The sequence below is a fragment of the Pseudomonas sp. NFX15 genome (assembly GCF_049132105.1).
In the GTDB taxonomy this organism is placed as follows: domain Bacteria; phylum Pseudomonadota; class Gammaproteobacteria; order Pseudomonadales; family Pseudomonadaceae; genus Aquipseudomonas.
Genome location: NZ_JAFMPV010000021.1, coordinates 1 through 17,125, shown reverse-complemented (window position 1 = coordinate 17,125; position 17,125 = coordinate 1). Strand labels below are relative to the sequence as shown.

Annotated in this window: 14 protein-coding genes; 5 read left to right on the top strand and 9 right to left on the bottom strand. The window is 61.4% G+C overall.

Annotated features, from left to right (window positions below; all coding sequences use genetic code 11):
• Positions 1-9: 9 nt before the first annotated feature.
• Positions 10-282, top strand: coding sequence for an HPr family phosphocarrier protein (locus J1D76_RS20295; RefSeq protein WP_421140125.1), 273 nt, complete (start codon positions 10-12; stop codon positions 280-282).
• 110 nt (positions 283-392) lie between these two features.
• On the opposite strand, the gene pmbA is transcribed toward J1D76_RS20295, so the two are convergent.
• On the bottom strand, positions 393-1,739 hold the full coding sequence (pmbA, locus tag J1D76_RS20290; protein ID WP_421140123.1) for a metalloprotease PmbA: 1,347 nt from the start codon (positions 1,737-1,739) through the stop codon (positions 393-395).
• A 108-nt stretch (positions 1,740-1,847) separates the two neighbouring features.
• Here pmbA and yjgA point away from each other — a divergent pair, with 108 nt between their 5' ends.
• On the top strand, positions 1,848-2,372 hold the full coding sequence (yjgA, locus tag J1D76_RS20285) for a ribosome biogenesis factor YjgA (RefSeq protein ID WP_421140122.1): 525 nt from the start codon (positions 1,848-1,850) through the stop codon (positions 2,370-2,372).
• A gap of 48 nt (positions 2,373-2,420) precedes the next feature.
• Here the strand turns inward: yjgA and tldD are convergent, their stop codons facing one another.
• The 8 genes from tldD to mreB form a co-directional block, all read right to left on the bottom strand.
• Positions 2,421-3,863 (bottom strand): metalloprotease TldD, encoded by a 1,443-nt coding sequence (tldD, locus tag J1D76_RS20280; protein WP_421140121.1) that lies wholly within the window; start codon positions 3,861-3,863, stop codon positions 2,421-2,423.
• Positions 3,864-3,875: 12 nt separating this feature from the next.
• Positions 3,876-4,730, bottom strand: coding sequence for a carbon-nitrogen hydrolase family protein (locus tag J1D76_RS20275; protein WP_421140225.1), 855 nt, complete (start codon positions 4,728-4,730; stop codon positions 3,876-3,878).
• A gap of 71 nt (positions 4,731-4,801) precedes the next feature.
• On the bottom strand, positions 4,802-8,605 hold the full coding sequence (locus J1D76_RS20270) for a YhdP family protein (protein ID WP_421140120.1): 3,804 nt from the start codon (positions 8,603-8,605) through the stop codon (positions 4,802-4,804).
• Positions 8,606-8,680: 75 nt separating this feature from the next.
• Complete coding sequence (gene rng, locus J1D76_RS20265) at positions 8,681-10,138, bottom strand: ribonuclease G (protein ID WP_007970246.1); 1,458 nt, start codon at positions 10,136-10,138, stop codon at positions 8,681-8,683.
• A gap of 57 nt (positions 10,139-10,195) precedes the next feature.
• Complete coding sequence (locus J1D76_RS20260) at positions 10,196-10,792, bottom strand: Maf family protein (protein WP_421140118.1); 597 nt, start codon at positions 10,790-10,792, stop codon at positions 10,196-10,198.
• Positions 10,793-10,824: 32 nt separating this feature from the next.
• Positions 10,825-11,316, bottom strand: coding sequence for a rod shape-determining protein MreD (gene mreD / locus J1D76_RS20255; protein ID WP_421140117.1), 492 nt, complete (start codon positions 11,314-11,316; stop codon positions 10,825-10,827).
• Complete coding sequence (gene mreC / locus J1D76_RS20250) at positions 11,316-12,425, bottom strand: rod shape-determining protein MreC (RefSeq protein WP_421140224.1); 1,110 nt, start codon at positions 12,423-12,425, stop codon at positions 11,316-11,318. The genes mreD and mreC overlap by 1 nt, the downstream gene beginning before the upstream one ends.
• 143 nt (positions 12,426-12,568) lie before the next feature.
• Positions 12,569-13,606 (bottom strand): rod shape-determining protein MreB, encoded by a 1,038-nt coding sequence (gene mreB / locus J1D76_RS20245; RefSeq protein WP_002555108.1) that lies wholly within the window; start codon positions 13,604-13,606, stop codon positions 12,569-12,571.
• Between the two features lie 211 nt (positions 13,607-13,817).
• Between mreB and gatC the strand changes: the two genes are divergently transcribed.
• From gatC to gatB, 3 genes are read left to right on the top strand one after another with little or no spacing between them, the layout of a single operon-like run.
• On the top strand, positions 13,818-14,105 hold the full coding sequence (gene gatC, locus J1D76_RS20240; RefSeq protein ID WP_007901429.1) for an Asp-tRNA(Asn)/Glu-tRNA(Gln) amidotransferase subunit GatC: 288 nt from the start codon (positions 13,818-13,820) through the stop codon (positions 14,103-14,105).
• A 16-nt stretch (positions 14,106-14,121) separates the two neighbouring features.
• Entirely contained in the window at positions 14,122-15,573 is a 1,452-nt protein-coding gene (gene gatA / locus J1D76_RS20235; RefSeq protein ID WP_421140116.1) for an Asp-tRNA(Asn)/Glu-tRNA(Gln) amidotransferase subunit GatA, read from the top strand.
• A 10-nt stretch (positions 15,574-15,583) separates the two neighbouring features.
• The gene (gene gatB, locus J1D76_RS20230; RefSeq protein ID WP_421140115.1) at positions 15,584-17,029 is read left to right on the top strand and encodes an Asp-tRNA(Asn)/Glu-tRNA(Gln) amidotransferase subunit GatB; all 1,446 of its coding nucleotides are present in this window, start codon (positions 15,584-15,586) and stop codon (positions 17,027-17,029) included.
• Positions 17,030-17,125 lie beyond the last annotated feature (96 nt).

Genomic DNA, 17,125 nt, shown 5'->3' with positions numbered 1-17,125 from the left:
CACACCGCGATGCCTGCTCTGGAAATCGAAATCATCAACAAGCTGGGCCTGCACGCCCGTGCTTCTGCAAAATTCGTTGGGGTGGCGGGCCAGTTCCCCTGCCAGATCCGCGCGGGTCGTACACCAGAGACCATGGTCGACGGTAAAAGCATCATGGCCATGATGATGCTGGCTGCGGGCAAGGGCACCACGATCCACTTGAGCACAGAAGGCGAGCAGGAACAGGAAGCGCTGGATGCACTGGTGGCGTTGATCAACAACTTCTTCGACGAGGGCGAGTAACAGCTGCCGAGGGAGCTTTTGTGGCTCGCTCCTACAGGCACTGTGTTTTAGCCAATAAAAAAGGCGTGCCACCCAATGGGTGGCGCGCCTTTTTTGTGTAGCCCCGAGAATCAGCTGCCCGCTACAGTCATCCGCTCGATCAACACCGAACCCGTGCGAATGTTGCTGCGCAGTTCCAGGTCATTACCCACGGCGACGATCTGCTTGAACATGTCGCGCATGTTGCCGGCGATGGTCACTTCCTGGACCGCAAACTGGATTTCGCCATTCTCGACCCAGAAACCCGCCGCACCCCGGGAGTAATCGCCGGTGACCATGTTCAGCCCCTGCCCCATCAACTCGGTGACCAAAAGCCCGCGCCCCATGCGTCGCAGCAAGGCCGCCTGGTCTTCATCCCCATGGGTGACGAACAGGTTGTGCACACCGCCAGCGTTGGCCGTGCTCGGCATCCCGAGCTTGCGACCGGAGTAAGTGCCGAGGATATACGACACCAACTCGCCTTTTTCGACGAACGGTTTGGCGTAGGTCGCCAAGCCATCGCCATCGAACGCCGCACTGCCCATCGCTTTCATCAAGTGAGGGCGCTCGTCGATGGTCAGCCACTCCGGAAACAACTTTTGCCCCAGCGTGCCTTCAAGGAATGACGACTTGCGATACAGGCTGCCGCCGGAAATCGCCGAGAGGAAACTGCCGAACAAGCCACCCGCCAACTCCGCGGAAAACAGCACCGGCACCTCGCACGTCGGCACCGGACGCGCGCCCAGACGGCTCGCTGCCCGTTGCGCCGCACGCTGGCCGATGCTCACCGGGTCGGCCAGCAAATTGCCCTGGCGGTTCACGTCGTACCAGTAATCGCGCTGCATCTGGCCGTCCGCTTCGGCGATCATCACGCAGCTCAGGCTGTGACGCGTCGAGGCGTAACCACCGATAAACCCGTGGCTGTTGCCATACACGCGGCAACCCTGATGGGTGCTGAGGGTGGTGCCGTCGGCATTCTTGATCCGGCTGTCAGCGGCAAACGCTGCCGCCTCACAGGCCAGCGCCTGTTCGATGGCTTGCTCCGGGGTGATGTCCCATTCGTGGAACAGGTCGAAATCCTGGAGATCGCGCGCCATCAGCGCGGCATCTGCCAGGCCCGACGCTTCATCTTCCGAGGTGTGCTTGGCGATGGCCAGTGCCGCGGCGACGGTTTCGCGAATGGCGTCCGGACCGCTGGCCGAGGTGCTGGCCGAGCCTTTGCGCTGGCCAACGTACAAGGTGATGCCAAAACCCTGGTCGCGGTTGAATTCGACGGTTTCGACTTCACGCTGGCGCACCGACGTCGACAGGCCCTGCTCCAGCGACACCGCCACTTCACAGGCACTCGCGCCCTGGCGCTTGGCTTCAGCGATGATCTGCTCGACTTGTTCCTGCAGTGCCGGCAACGCTTGTGGGCCGACGCTTTCAACTGCACTCATGCTGTTCTCCACTCAAATTCTGCTTTCGGTAACGGTCATCGAGCGACCGGGCCGGACAAGCGGCCCCCGACTGGTTATCATGGCGGCGTTTCTTAGCGGACTGCCACCATGGTTGATTCTTACGACGACTCCCTCGATACGGGAGAAAAAAGCAAATCCCAGGTCAAACGCGAGCTGCATGCTCTGGTTGACCTTGGCGAGCGCCTCACAACACTCAAGCCTGACTTGCTGGCAAAACTGCCTTTAACCGACGCCATGCGCCGGGCCCTGGCCGAAGCGCCCAAGCACACCGCGAACATCGCGCGTAAACGGCACCTGCAGTTCATCGGCAAACTGATGCGCGATCAGGACACTGACGCGATTCTGGTTCTGCTCGATCAACTCGATGCCTCCACCCGTCAATACAACGAACGCTTCCACAACCTGGAACGCTGGCGCGACCGTCTGATCGGTGGCGACGATGCAACCCTGGAAAAATTCGTCACCGAATACCCGGACGCGGACCGCCAGCAATTGCGCTCCCTGATCCGTCAGGCCCAGCACGAGGTTGCGCAAAACAAGCCTCCTGCTTCCAGCCGTAAAATCTTCAAGTACATCCGTGAGCTGGACGAGACTCAACGCGGTCTGCGTTAATTCTCGAATCGGGTGAGCTGCCTCGCAGCTCACCCGCAGCTTCACCTCTTACGACCCCGTGCCACCCACGGTGATCGCATCAATCTTCAACGTTGGCTGGCCGACACCCACCGGCACCGACTGCCCATCCTTGCCGCACGTGCCCACGCCGCTGTCCAGTGACAGGTCGTTACCGACCATCGACACCTTGCTCATGGCTTCCGGCCCGTTACCGATCAGGGTCGCACCCTTGACCGGCGCGGTGATCTTGCCGTCCTCGATCAGGTACGCTTCGCTGGTGGAAAACACGAACTTGCCGCTGGTGATATCGACCTGACCGCCGCCGAGGTTGGCGCAGTAGATGCCGCGTTTCACCGAGGCAATGATTTCTTGCGGATCGCTTTCGCCGGCCAGCATGTAGGTGTTGGTCATGCGCGGCATCGGCAGGTGTGCGTAGGATTCGCGACGGCCGTTACCGGTACGCGCCACGCCCATCAAGCGGGCGTTGAGCTTGTCCTGCATGTAGCCCTTGAGGACACCGTTTTCGATCAGCGTGGTGCATTCGGTCGGCGTGCCTTCGTCATCGACGCTCAACGAGCCACGACGACCGGCCAGTGTGCCGTCATCGACGATGGTGCACAGCTTGGAGGCGACCATCTCGCCCATGCGCCCGCTGTAGGCCGAACTGCCCTTGCGGTTGAAATCGCCTTCCAGGCCATGACCGACCGCTTCGTGCAGCAGCACGCCCGACCAGCCCGAACCGAGCACCACCGGCAGCGTACCGGCCGGCGCCGGAATCGCTTCAAGATTGACCAGGGCCTGGCGCAACGCTTCACGGGCATAGCCCATGGCGCGATCTTCGCCGAGGAAATAACGGTAATCGGTCCGACCACCACCGCCGTGACCGCCGCGCTCGCGACGACCGTTCTGCTCGACGATCACGCTGACGTTGAAACGCACCAGCGGGCGCACATCCGCCGCCAGGCCACCGTCGGTGGATGCCACCAGAATTCGCTCCCAGACACCGGCCATGCTCACGGTGACTTGCTGGATGCGCGGGTCGAGGGCACGGGTGGCGGCGTCGACGCGCTTGAGCAAGTCGACTTTCTCGGCACGGGTCAGGACTTCCAGGGGATTGTCCGGCGCATACAGCTGCGCGACATCCTGGCTGGTGAAAGCCTGGACGGTGCCGTTCTGTCCGGCCCGGGAAATCGAACGAGCGGCACGTGCCGCCGCACCCAGGGCTTCCAGGGTGATGGCATTGCTGTAGGCGAACCCGGTTTTTTCGCCCGACTGCGCACGCACGCCCACGCCCTGGTCCAGGTTAAAGCTGCCTTCCTTGACGATGCCGTCTTCGAGCGCCCAGGACTCGGAAATCTGCCCCTGGAAATACAGGTCGGCGGCATCGATGCCCGGCCCGGCCAAATCACCGAGCACGCCTTGCAGGCTCTCGATCGTGACGCCACCGGGCGCCAACAGGTGTTCACTGACTGAGGACAACAACTCGCTCATATGCTTTACGCCTTAAATTCGTGTTTCTGATGCAGGTCGCTGGGCGCCCTGCGAGAAAAAGCGCCGGTGACTGGACACCGGCATCCGCGCCCGGATGGACGCCTGTTCGCTGCTATCGCGTTCGGCCAGCAGCACGGCCTCGCCTTGATCCTGTTGCGCCAGCACGCGACCCCACGGGTCGACGATGGCGGCATGCCCGAAGGTTTCCCGCGGTCCCGGATGCGTCCCGCCCTGGGCCGCCGCAAGCACGTAGCATTGCGTCTCGATGGCCCGCGCACGAATCAGCACGTCCCAGTGCGCCGCGCCGGTCACCGCCGTGAAGGCCGAAGGGGCGGTAATCAGTTCCGCACCCGCTACGCGCAACTCGCTGTACAGCTCGGGGAAGCGCAGGTCATAGCAGACTGTCAGGCCAACCCGGCCGACCGGCGTATCCGCCACCACCACACCGTTGCCATAAGCATAGTCATCGGATTCACGATAACGGCCACGATTGTCCGCCACGTCGACGTCAAACAAGTGCAGCTTGTCGTAGCGCGCCACCGTTTCGCCCTGGTCATCGACCAGCAACGAACAGGCATGCACTTTCGCCGTCGGCTGATCTGCCGGTGGCAGCGGCAAGGTGCCGGCCACAATCCATAACTTGAGGTCGCGTGCGGTCTGTTTCAACCACGGCAGGATCGGCCCTTCGCCCAATGCCTCGGCGCGCCCGATGTCGGCAATGTCGCGCCGGCCCATGGCGGCGAAGTTTTCCGGCAAGACCGCTAGCTTCGCACCGCCAGCGGCCGCTTGTTCGAGCAATCGACGGGCCTGGGCCAGATTGGCCAGTACATCGCTCTGGCTGACCATTTGAATCACCGCTACAGACATGGCGCACTCCTGGAATCGTATGCGGGCCATGCTACTCCATAGGCTTGCCGAGTGCCTTTTCAAAAAGGTTCTCAAAAAGCCTTGTCGAAGGTGATCTTCGGTTCTTTCCACGGCCCTTTGACGGTGTACTTCACGCTGGCGAAACGGGAGACCCGGTCACCGATCAGCTTGTCGATCAGGAACAGCGCCCCACCGACTGCCGGCGCGCCGACGATCAACGCGGCAATCGGCAGGTTATTGGTCACCGGCAAGGTCACCATCAGTTTCGCGTCGATCTGGTCGGCCACCATGTTCAGGGTGCCGTCCAGTTCAATGGTGCTCGACGGCCCGGTCAACCGAATCGGCTCACGGGTGACATACACGCCATTGGTCGCGACCAGCAGCCCTTTGACCTGGTCATAGCTCAGGCCTTTGCCGAACAAATCGGAGAAGTCCAGGCGCAGGCGCCGGCCTATGGAGTTGAAGTTGAGCAATCCAAACACTCGCAATGCCTGGGCACTGCCCTCGACCTCGACGAACTGGCCCTGATTGAGCGTCGCATCGAGCGTACCGGAGAAACGCTTGGTCGCGACCCACGCTGGAGACCCCGGCCAGCGTCCATCGACATCCATGTAGAAGTTCTGGCTGGTCACGCTCGGCGCAAACCCCCAGCCCTTGAGCACATCGGCCAGGTTCTTGCCGCTGATGCGCCCCTTGTACCAGCTGTTGCTGGCGCCGGGCACGCCTTCCCAGCCACCGCTGCCCACCAGCAGCATGCCCTTGAGCCCCAGGTCCAGCGAATTGAACACGATGCCCTTGGCCGTCGGACGTATCTTCAGCGACCAGCCACCCACCAGGTCCTTGCCCTGGAACAGCTGGTTGATGGTGAGGTCCACGGCCGGGATTTTTGTCGGGTCCACCGACGCCAGCGGGTCCGGCGCATTTTCATCGGCCTGCACTGCCGGGTCCGGTGCGGGCAGGCGCACGGTTTGCAGGTTGATGGTGATCGGGGTGGCTTTGGAATCGGGCAGGTTGGCACTGCCCTTGATCTGCTGGCTGTCGAGTTGAAGCGACCAGGCGGAAGGCTTGCGCGCCAACTGGATCGAGACTTTATCGAGGGTGGTGCCAATACCGCTGAGCTTGCCCACCTGGAAATCGGCGCTGCTGAGCAACTGTTTGGCACTGCCACCCGGATCCTGGCCGGCGTATTTATCCACCAGATCCTTCCATGGGCCAACGTCCAGTTCCGACAGCAGTCCGCGCACCCGCAGGCCTTTGGCGCCCGGCAACACGGCCTCGCCATTACCGAGGAACAACTCACCGCGACCGTCGGCAAAGTTGTTGGCGGGCGCTGCGAACGTGAAGTTCGCCAAATCCCCATAGTTGACCCAATAGCGCCGCTCGTCGCCCTGCAAGGTCATGCGAAACGTCGTGTCGCGCCCGGTATCGGCGGTCATGCCGAACGGTGCAGGCAAATCGATGGCCACGCCCCTGAGGTTGGAGTTGACCTGCAATTGGCTGTCGGCACCATTTAATGTCAGTTGCAGTTGATACGGGATCACGCCGCTCACCGGCAGCGGCTGCGTCACTTTCAGCCAGTCGGTCAGCTTCTTGACCTCGACCTGTCCCGACGCATTGACGCGAGTGTTCAGTTTACCCGGGCTGCCATCGGCAAAAATCTGCGCGGTAACCGGCTTGTCGAACGCCCGGGCGCTAATGTTTTGCCCGCTCAGGCCCTTGGCGCTGTCGAAACGGAAATCACCTTTGAGCTGGGTCAGTTCCAGCACGGGATCGGCCAGCTTCAAGCGTGCCTTGGCGGTCTTGAAGTCAACGAGAATCTTCGGCTCCTCGCCTTTTGCCAGTGGGATATCCAGTTTCAACTTGCCTTGCAACTCACCCTCGCCTTCCCAACCGGCAAAAGTAGGCCCAGTGCCGATCGGCGCATCCTGGAGGATTTTCAGGCCGTCGCCCAGACCGCCGGCAAAGCCGCCATCGAGGAACAAGTGCACGTTTTGCCCGGCAGGCACATGGGGAATGTTGACGTAGACATCGCTGACCTGGGTGTCGAGCAATTGGCCCGTGCTCGCCAGGATGCGCACGCCGCTGTCTTCGACAAACACGTCGCCGCTGACCTTGCTGACATGAGGCCAGCCCGGCTGGAAGGCCAGTTCGGCATCGTGAACCTTGAAGAACAGGCTGATGCTGCGATCAACGTCCTTGGCATCGTGGCTCAGTGAGCCTTGATACTGGAAGAAGCCCTGGTCGACGGCGCCCTTGAGGATCGCGGTGCGCAACCATTCGTCCAGCGCCGGGCTGAGGACCGCCGGCAGGTACTTGGCGGTGTACCGACCATCGCCATCGACCATGCCGACCCGCAGGTCCATGTAGTCTTCCTGGGTGTGATCGAAGTGCAGGCGAATCAGGAAGTCGCCGGCAATCTTGCCTTCTTCACCCAGCACCTTCAGGTACGGCGCGATCAGGGTGAAGCCCTGCTTGTCGAGCTTCCACGTCAGCCGTGCATTGGCCTGCAGGTACTGCCACGGCTTGGCGAAGATCGGATCCAGGTGCAACAAGAAATCCTTGCTGTCCATGCGCAGTTCGCCGTGGCCCAGGTCGCCGCTGATGCTGCCGCTGACATTTCGCGCCGCCGGCGCCCCGTGATAGGCGTCGAAGCCGACCTGGTCGAGGTTGGCGGCAAAGCCGAACTTGCTGTCGTCGGTGGCGTTGGGGCGAAAGTCCACCAGCACGTTACGCAGGCCACCCCTGACTTTCAGCCGCTCGACGACCGTGGCAAAGCCTTCCGGCAACGGTGCCAGCGCATTGAGCAACGGGGTCAGCGGCGTGAGATCGATGCGGTCGGCTTGCAGGTGCCAGAGCGCTTCGGATTTCTCGGTGGCCGCACTTTGCGTGGCCTGCAGATGCGTCTCCCAGCGGGTTTCGCCAAGGTTCATCGCCAGCGAATCGAGGGTCACCTGCATGCCTTTGGCGCTGCGCTGGAAGTAGCCGTTCAATGCCAGGTTGTTGATCTGCACCGGCTTGCGGTCGGCATAGGCACCCTTGAGTTCTGGCGCATTCAAGCGCACCGCCGCGCTTTGCAAGGTGCCCTTGTCCCAGGTCGCCCACAGTTCGCCACCCGCCTTGATCTCTGAGAAATTCCACTCCTGGCTGACGCGCTCGGGCAACCATTTCGACCAGTCGCTTTGCGGCAGGCTCAGGTACACCTCGGCTTTCGCATCCTTCCATTCGCTGGCACGGATTCGCGTGCGCAGGCTCATGGCCACCGGCTGGCCGTCAGGCAGGGTCAGCCGCGCATCGAGGCGCTGCCGGGTTGCCCCGGTTTGCAGGTTCAGGCCAACGTAGGTCAGGGTCAGCGGCGACTGTGCAAACGGCTGCAAGGTCACCTGGCTGTCGAGCACCGACAATTGCTGGATCATCTGCATGCGATTGAGCAACTGTTCCGGATCGGTCGGTTGATCCTCTTGCACCGGCAAGCCTTCGAGCACCCATTGACCGTCGTCGCCTTCCTTGAGGCTGATCCTCAGGCCACTGAGTTGCAGATGAGCGATGCGCACCTGTCGAGCCAACAGGCTGGCCCAAAGGTCTGGCACCACGCGCACCTGTTCCAGGTGCAAGGCATTGGCACCTTCTCCGAGGGTCACGTCATGCACCCTCAGGATAGGGGCGAAACCACTCCAGCTGCCTTCGAGTTCGCCGATCTGCAACGGCATGCCCAAGGCTTCGCTGGCCTTGGTCTCGATATCGGCACGGTACTCGGCCACCAGCGGCGCCAGCTCCCGACCCAGGCTGACATAGAGCGCCATCAGTACCAAAACCAACGCGCACAGGCCCAGACCCCAACGGATCAGTGCGGCCAGAATGCGTGTCAGACGGTCCATGTCAGGTGGCTCCCATGGTAAAAATCATGCAAAAAGCTGAGGCCAGCCGTTCAGGAACAAGCAAACCGTGGCGAATCAGAGCAACACCACGTCGTATTGTTCCTGGGAATACATGGTTTCCACCTGGAACCGAATGGTGCGCCCGATAAACCCTTCCAGCTCGGCGACGTTACCCGACTCTTCATCGAGCAGGCGGTCGACGACTTTCTGGTTCGCCAATACACGATAGCCTTCCGCCTGATAGGCGCGAGCCTCACGCAGGATTTCGCGGAAGATTTCGTAGCAAACGGTTTCCGGCGTCTTCAGCTTGCCACGCCCCTGGCAGGCATTGCATGGCTCGCACAGCACCTGCTCAAGGCTTTCGCGGGTGCGCTTGCGGGTCATCTGCACCAGGCCCAGCTCGGTGATACCAATGATGTTGGTCTTGGCGTGATCGCGCTCCAGTTGCTTCTCGAGCGTGCGCAGCACCTGGCGCTGGTGCTCTTCATCTTCCATGTCGATGAAGTCGATGATGATGATCCCGCCGAGGTTGCGCAGGCGCAGTTGACGAGCGATGGCCGTCGCAGCTTCGAGGTTGGTCTTGAAGATGGTTTCTTCGAGGTTGCGATGGCCGACGAACGCACCGGTATTGACGTCGATGGTGCTCATGGCTTCCGCCGGATCGACCACCAGATAACCGCCGGACTTCAGCGGGACCTTTCGTTCAAGGGCTTTCTGGATTTCGTCCTCGACGCCATACAGGTCGAAAATCGGCCGTTCACCCGGGTAATGTTCCAGACGATCGGCAATCTCCGGCATCAATTCGGCGACGAACTGCGTTGTTTTCTGGAACGTTTCCCGGGAATCGATGCGGATCTTTTCGATTTTCGGGCTGACCAGGTCACGCAGGGTGCGCAATGCCAGGCCGAGGTCTTCGTAGATCACGCTGGGCGCGCTGATGGTTTTGATCTGGGCGCTGATCTGATCCCACAGCCTGCGCAGGTAGCGGATGTCCATGAGGATTTCATCAGCACCGGCACCTTCGGCCGCAGTACGCAGAATGAAACCGCCGGCTTCCTTGATGCCTTCCTTGGCCACGCAATCGGTGACCACTTGCTTGAGGCGTTCGCGCTCGGCTTCGTCTTCGATCTTCAGGGAAATGCCGACATGCGCCGTGCGTGGCATGTACACCAGGTAGCGCGAAGGGATCGACAACTGAGTGGTCAGGCGTGCGCCCTTGGAACCGATGGGGTCCTTGGTCACTTGCACCACCAGGCTCTGGCCCTCGTGCACCAGGGCACTGATGCTCTCGACCGCCGGGCCCTCGCGCAGGGAAATCTCCGAAGCATGAATGAACGCGGCACGGTCCAGGCCGATGTCGACGAAGGCCGCCTGCATCCCGGGCAATACCCGCACGACTTTGCCTTTATAGATGTTGCCGACGATCCCGCGCTTTTGCGTGCGCTCGACATGGACCTCTTGCAGCACACCGTTTTCGACCACCGCCACGCGCGATTCCATCGGCGTGATGTTGATCAGGATCTCTTCACTCATGGCAGGGTCTCGTTCAGGCATGTTCACGATAATGGCCGCATCTGTTCAGAACGTTGCTTAGTCTGCGTTCCGGGGTTGCCAACAGGGTATGCCGAAATGGCCGAGCAGTTCCGCGGTTTCGCAAAGCGGCAGTCCAACCACCGCCGAATAACTTCCATTGAGCCCGGCGACAAACACCGCACCCAGTCCTTGAATTCCGTATCCACCCGCCTTGTCCCGTGGCTCGCCACTGGCCCAGTAGGCCACGGCCTCTTCACGGGCGATATCCCGAAAGCGCACCCGACTGGTCACCACCCGGGACTCGCAACGTTCGCCATCGAGTACGGCAATCGCCGTCAGGACGTCATGCTCGCCACCGGACAACATCATCAGCATGGCGCACGCGTCAGCTTGATCAACCGGTTTGCCGAGAATTTTTCCGCCGAGGACCACGGCGGTATCGGCGCCGAGCACGCAAAACGGTACATCGGACACGACAGCGCCGCGCCCGGCCTCGGCCTTGCCGCGCGCCAGACGCTCGACATAGGCCGATGGGGATTCTTGAGGTGAAGGGGTTTCGTCGATGTCCGCACTGACGGCGCAGAACGGAACGCCGATCTGCGTGAGCAATTCACGCCGGCGTGGCGAGCCAGAGGCGAGGTACAACCGTTTCATCAAGACCTCTCCCTGTCTAATGCTTGAGCGATTTAATTGATTTTGTAGCGCCGACGCAATCCACGCAAACCATAGCTGACCCAAGGCCAGAGCAGCGCACTGACTAGCGCCGGCAAGACCAGCGCCAACGTCGGTTGACGATTACCGGTCAAGGCGCTGAGCCATAGCTGGACCAACTGGGCGAGACCGAAAATCACCAGGATCACCAGGCTCTGCTGCCACATCGGAAACATCCGCAGGCGTTGCTGCAGCGCTAGTACCAGGTAGGTGATGAGGGTCAGGATCAACGCGTTCTGCCCCAGCAACGTACCGTAGAGCACGTCCTCGGCCAGGCCCAGGCACCACGCGGTGACCATGCCGACCTTTTGCGGCATGGCCAGCGCCCAGAAGGCCAGCAGCAGGCCGAGCCACAGCGGACGCAGGATTTCCATGAATTGCGGCAAGGGAGAAACGCTCAGCAGCAAGCCGATGACAAACGTCAGCCAGACCATCCAGCCGTTTCGGGAGGCTTTTACACCGGCCATTATTCTCTTCCCACAGGAGTGGCCGGCGCGGAGGCCGGCGGCTTGGCGGCAGGCTTCGCAGCAGCGGGCTTGGTGGCTGGCGGTTTAGTGGCCGCGGGCTTTGGCGTGGCAGCTGGTTTTGCCGGCGCAGCGGTTGCCGGGACAGGCGCCGCCGGGGCAGCGGCCGGTACAGCCGGGGCTACCGGGTTGACCAGTTTCGGCACCGTGGCCGGAATGATCGGCCCACCGCCCTGCGCATCCAGGCTTTCCTGGGCCTGGGCTGCATCGTTGGCGCGTTCTTCCGGGGTTCGGGTGTCGCTGAACACCAGCAGCAGGTAACGGCTGCGATTCAAGGCAGCCGTCGGTACCGCGCGGACGATGGCAAAAGGCTGGCCGGAATCGTGGATCACTTCCTTGACCGTCGCCACCGGGTAACCCGCCGGGAAACGCTGACCGAGACCGGAGCTGACCAGCAAGTCACCTTCCTTGATGTCGGCGGTGTCCGCCACGTGACGCAGTTCCAGGCGCTCCGGGTTGCCGGTGCCGCTGGCAATCGCGCGCAGACCGTTACGATTCACCTGGACCGGAATGCTGTGGGTGGAGTCGGTCAGCAACAGGACACGGGAGGTATAAGGCATCAGCTCCACCACCTGCCCCATCAGGCCACGGGCATCGAGTACCGGCTGGCCGAGGACCACGCCGTCACGCTCACCCTTGTTGATGATGATGCGATGGGTGAAGGGGTTCGGGTCCATGCCGATCAACTCGGCCACTTCGACCTTTTCGTTGACCAGTGCCGAGGAGTTGAGCAACTCGCGCAGCCGAACGTTCTGCTCGGTGAGGGAGGCAAGCTTCTGCATGCGCCCCTGCAACAGCAGGTTTTCACTCTTGAGTTTTTCGTTTTCGGCGACGAGTTCGGTCCGGCTGCCAAACTGGCTGGCAACGCCTTCCCACAAACGACCGGGCAGGTCAGTGATCCAGTAGGCATCCATCAGCACCAGCGACATCTGGCTGCGTGCAGGCTTGAGCAGACTGAAGCGGGCATCGACCACCATCAGCGCGACCGATAGCACGACCAGCACCAACAGGCGCACGCCCAATGAAGGGCCCTTGGTGAAAAGCGGTTTAATAAGCCGCTCCTCCCAGGCAAATGTTGTGTTTTTTCATACGGCAGCAAACCGGCCTGGATGCAGACTGACAGAAGATAAACGCGAACAGGCAGCACTGCAAAGTGCCGCCTGCGCGCTCAACAGCATAGAGGCATTCCGGCGACTTATTCGCTGGAAAGCAGGTCCATGGTGTGTTTATCCATCATTTCCAATGCACGGCCACCGCCGCGAGCAACGCAGGTCAGCGGGTCTTCGGCAACGATCACCGGCAGACCAGTCTCCTGGGCCAGCAACTTGTCGAGGTCACGCAGCAATGCACCACCACCGGTCAGGACCAGGCCACGCTCGGCGATGTCGGACGCCAGTTCCGGCGGCGACTGCTCCAGGGCGCTTTTCACGGCCTGAACGATGGTGGCCAGGGACTCTTGCAGAGCTTCCAGCACTTCATTGGAGTTCAGGGTGAATGCGCGTGGAACGCCTTCGGCCAGGTTACGGCCACGAACGTCGACTTCGCGAACTTCGCCGCCCGGGTAGGCGGTGCCGATTTCCTGCTTGATGCGCTCGGCGGTGGATTCACCGATCAGGCTGCCGTAGTTGCGACGCACGTAGGTGATGATCGCTTCGTCGAAGCGGTCACCGCCAACGCGCACGGATTCGGCATAAACCACACCGTTCAGGGAGATCAGCGCGATTTCCGTAGTACCGCCACCGATATCGACGACCATCGAACCGCGAGCTTCTTCAACTGGCAGGCCGGCACCGATCGCAGCGGCCATTGGCTCCTCGATCAGGAACACTTCACGGGCACCGGCGCCCAGGGCCGATTCACGGATGGCACGACGCTCAACCTGGGTGGATTTGCACGGAACGCAGATCAACACGCGAGGGCTAGGCTGCAGGAAGCTGTTTTCGTGAACCTTGTTGATAAAGTACTGCAGCATCTTTTCGCACACGCTGAAGTCGGCGATCACGCCGTCCTTCATCGGACGAATGGCAGCAATGTTGCCCGGTGTACGGCCGAGCATGCGCTTGGCTTCGGTGCCGACAGCAACGACACTTTTCTGGTTACCGTGTGTCCGAATGGCCACAACGGAGGGCTCATTCAGGACGATACCGCGCTCGCGCACGTAAATAAGGGTGTTGGCAGTGCCCAGGTCAATGGAAAGATCGCTGGAAAACATGCCACGCAGTTTCTTGAACATGGGAAAGGGACCCTAGGCAACGCGTGGGTAAAAAAGTGCGGCAAACTCTAACAACGACAGGGATTTTGGGCAAGGCGCCAATATGTTAAATTGGCCGCTTTTCTGTGCACCAAGCCCCACAATCGCGGCCTTATGACCGTAGAAGTGCGGTAGTGTTCCGACAATCTAACACACGGACGCCGTCCGTTTTGTTTTCCACTGGAGAATCCCAATGGCGCTAGAACGCTCCGACGTGGAAAAAATCGCTCATCTGGCCTGTCTTGGCCTCAATGATGCCGATCTTCCACACATCACTTCGGCCCTCAACAGCATTCTCGGGCTGGTCGACGAAATGCAGGCGGTCAATACCGACGGTATCGAGCCGCTGGCCCACCCACTGGAAGCCAGCCAGCGCCTGCGCGCAGACGTCGTGACCGAGACCAATCACCGCGAGGCCTACCAGTCCATCGCACCAGCGGTCGAAAACGGCCTGTACCTGGTTCCGAAAGTCATCGACTAAAGGGAAAGAGCCTGCAATGCATCAATTGACTCTGGCCGAGATCGCCCGCGGACTCGCCGATAAAAAGTTTTCCTCCGAAGAGCTGACCAAAGTCCTGCTGGCGCGCATCGCCCAGCTCGATCCGCAGCTCAACAGTTTCATCAGCCTCACTGAAGACCTGGCGCTGACGCAGGCGAAAGCCGCTGACGCCCGCCGGGCCAACGGTGAGAGCGGCGCCCTGCTTGGCGCGCCGATCGCCCACAAAGACCTGTTCTGCACCCAGGGCATTCGCACCAGCTGCGGCTCGAAGATGCTCGACAACTTCAAAGCTCCGTACGACGCCACCGTGGTTGCCAAGCTGGCCGCTGCCGGCGCCGTGACCCTGGGCAAGACCAACATGGACGAATTCGCCATGGGTTCGGCCAACGAGTCGAGCTACTACGGCGCGGTGAAAAACCCGTGGAACCTGGAACACGTGCCGGGCGGTTCGTCCGGCGGTTCGGCGGCGGCGGTTGCCGCTCGTCTGTTGCCAGCGGCCACCGGCACGGACACCGGCGGCTCCATTCGTCAGCCCGCGGCCCTGACCAACCTGACCGGCCTGAAACCGACGTACGGTCGTGTTTCGCGCTGGGGCATGATTGCCTATGCCTCCAGTCTCGACCAGGGCGGCCCAATGGCGCGCACCGCCGAAGACTGCGCCATCCTGTTGCAAGGCATGGCCGGCTTCGACCCGAACGACTCCACCAGCATCGACGAGCCCGTGCCGGACTACAGCGCCAGCCTCAACGGCTCGCTGCAAGGCCTGCGCATCGGCGTGCCGAAGGAATATTTCAGCGCCGGTCTTGATCCACGCATCGCCGAGCTGATCCACAACAGCGTCAAGGCGCTGGAAAAGCTCGGCGCCGTGATCAAGGAAATCAGCCTGCCGAACATGCAGCACGCGATTCCTGCGTACTACGTGATCGCGCCAGCGGAAGCCTCGTCCAACCTGTCGCGTTTTGACGGCGTGCGTTTTGGCTATCGCTGCGAAAACCCGGTCAACCTGATCGACCTGTACAAGCGTTCCCGTGGTGAAGGCTTCGGCGCGGAAGTGCAGCGCCGGATCATGGTCGGTGCCTATGCGCTGTCCGCCGGTTACTACGATGCCTACTACCTCAAGGCGCAGAAGATCCGTCGCTTGATCAAGAACGACTTCATGGCCGCCTTCAAAGAGGTCGACATCATCCTCGGCCCAACCACGCCGAACCCGGCCTGGAAGCTGGGCGCCAAGAACAGCGACCCGGTCGCTGCGTACCTGGAAGACGTCTACACCATCACCGCCAATCTCGCGGGCCTGCCGGGCCTGTCGATGCCGGCCGGTTTTGTCGACGGTTTGCCGGTGGGCGTGCAACTGCTCGCCCCGTACTTCCAGGAAGGCCGCTTGCTCAACGTTGCGCACCAGTATCAGTTGAACACTGACTGGCACACCCGCACCCCAACCGGCTTCTGAGGAGACACACATGCAATGGGAAGTCGTGATCGGGCTGGAGATTCATACCCAGCTCACCACCCGGTCGAAAATCTTTTCCGGTAGTTCCACCACGTTCGGCTCCGAGCCAAACACCCAGGCCAGCCTGATCGACCTGGGCATGCCCGGCGTGCTGCCGGTGCTGAACCAGGAAGCGGTGCGTATGGCGGTGATGTTCGGCCTGGCGATTGACGCCGAGATCGGCCAGCACAACGTGTTCGCCCGCAAAAACTACTTCTACCCGGATCTTCCGAAGGGCTACCAGATCAGCCAGATGGAATTGCCGATCGTCGGCAAGGGCCACCTGGACATCGCCCTCGAAGACGGCACGGTCAAACGCGTCGGCATCACCCGCGCGCACTTGGAAGAAGACGCTGGCAAGAGCCTGCACGAAGAGTTCAACGGCGCCACTGGCATCGACCTGAACCGTGCAGGCACGCCGTTGCTGGAAATCGTTTCCGAGCCGGACATGCGCAGCGCCAAGGAAGCCGTGGCCTACGTCAAGGCGATCCATGCGCTGGTGCGTTACTTGGGCATCTGCGACGGCAACATGGCCGAAGGCTCGCTGCGTTGCGACTGCAACGTATCGATCCGTCCGAAAGGCCAGGTCGAGTTCGGCACCCGCTGCGAGATCAAGAACGTCAACTCGTTCCGCTTCATCGAGAAGGCGATCAACAGCGAAATCCAGCGTCAGATCGAACTGATCGAAGACGGCGGCAAGGTGATCCAGCAGACTCGCCTGTACGATCCGAACAAGGACGAGACCCGTCCGATGCGCAGCAAAGAGGAAGCCAACGACTACCGTTACTTCCCCGATCCGGACCTGCTGCCGGTGGTCATCGAGAACAGTTTCCTCGACGACGTGCGTGGCACCCTGCCGGAACTGCCACCGCAAAAACGTGAGCGCTTCCAGGACCAGTTCGGCCTGTCGGCGTACGACGCCAACGTGCTGGCCACCAGCCGCGAGCAAGCCGATTACTTCGAACAGGTCGCGAGCATCAGCGGCGACGCGAAACTGGCGGCGAACTGGGTGATGGTCGAGTTGGGCAGCCTGCTCAACAAGCAAGGCCTGGACATCGAACAGTCGCCAGTTTCCGCAGACCTTCTGGGCGGCATGCTGCTGCGCATCAAGGACAACACCATCTCTGGCAAGATCGCCAAGGTGGTGTTTGAAGCCATGGCCAACGGCGAAGGCAGCGCGGACGAGATCATCGACAAGCGTGGCCTCAAGCAAGTGACCGACACCGGCGCCATCTCGGCGGTGCTGGACGAAATGCTTGCGGCCAACGCTGAGCAAGTCGAGCAATACCGCGCCGCAGACGAAGCCAAGCGCGGCAAGATGTTCGGCTTCTTCGTCGGCCAGGCCATGAAAGCCTCCAAAGGCAAGGCCAACCCGCAGCAAGTGAACGAATTGCTGAAAAGCAAGCTCGAAGGCTGATAGAAATGGAGCCGGTTTTTAAGCCTGGCTCAAAACCTTGTAGGAGCGAGCCTGCTCGCGATGGAGTGTCAGTCGACATCGGTGCAGCTGACACAC

Bases quoted from the DNA above. Each gene is read 5' to 3' on its own strand.
- J1D76_RS20295 (WP_421140125.1), top strand. From the start codon at position 10: ATGCCTGCTCTGGAAATCGAAATCATCAACAAGCTGGGCCTGCACGCC.
- pmbA (WP_421140123.1), bottom strand. From the start codon at position 1,739: ATGAGTGCAGTTGAAAGCGTCGGCCCACAAGCGTTGCCGGCACTGCAG.
- yjgA (WP_421140122.1), top strand. From the start codon at position 1,848: ATGGTTGATTCTTACGACGACTCCCTCGATACGGGAGAAAAAAGCAAA.
- tldD (WP_421140121.1), bottom strand. From the start codon at position 3,863: ATGAGCGAGTTGTTGTCCTCAGTCAGTGAACACCTGTTGGCGCCCGGT.
- J1D76_RS20275 (WP_421140225.1), bottom strand. From the start codon at position 4,730: ATGTCTGTAGCGGTGATTCAAATGGTCAGCCAGAGCGATGTACTGGCC.
- J1D76_RS20270 (WP_421140120.1), bottom strand. From the start codon at position 8,605: ATGGACCGTCTGACACGCATTCTGGCCGCACTGATCCGTTGGGGTCTG.
- rng (WP_007970246.1), bottom strand. From the start codon at position 10,138: ATGAGTGAAGAGATCCTGATCAACATCACGCCGATGGAATCGCGCGTG.
- J1D76_RS20260 (WP_421140118.1), bottom strand. From the start codon at position 10,792: ATGAAACGGTTGTACCTCGCCTCTGGCTCGCCACGCCGGCGTGAATTG.
- mreD (WP_421140117.1), bottom strand. From the start codon at position 11,316: ATGGCCGGTGTAAAAGCCTCCCGAAACGGCTGGATGGTCTGGCTGACG.
- mreB (WP_002555108.1), bottom strand. From the start codon at position 13,606: ATGTTCAAGAAACTGCGTGGCATGTTTTCCAGCGATCTTTCCATTGAC.
- gatC (WP_007901429.1), top strand. From the start codon at position 13,818: ATGGCGCTAGAACGCTCCGACGTGGAAAAAATCGCTCATCTGGCCTGT.
- gatA (WP_421140116.1), top strand. From the start codon at position 14,122: ATGCATCAATTGACTCTGGCCGAGATCGCCCGCGGACTCGCCGATAAA.
- gatB (WP_421140115.1), top strand. From the start codon at position 15,584: ATGCAATGGGAAGTCGTGATCGGGCTGGAGATTCATACCCAGCTCACC.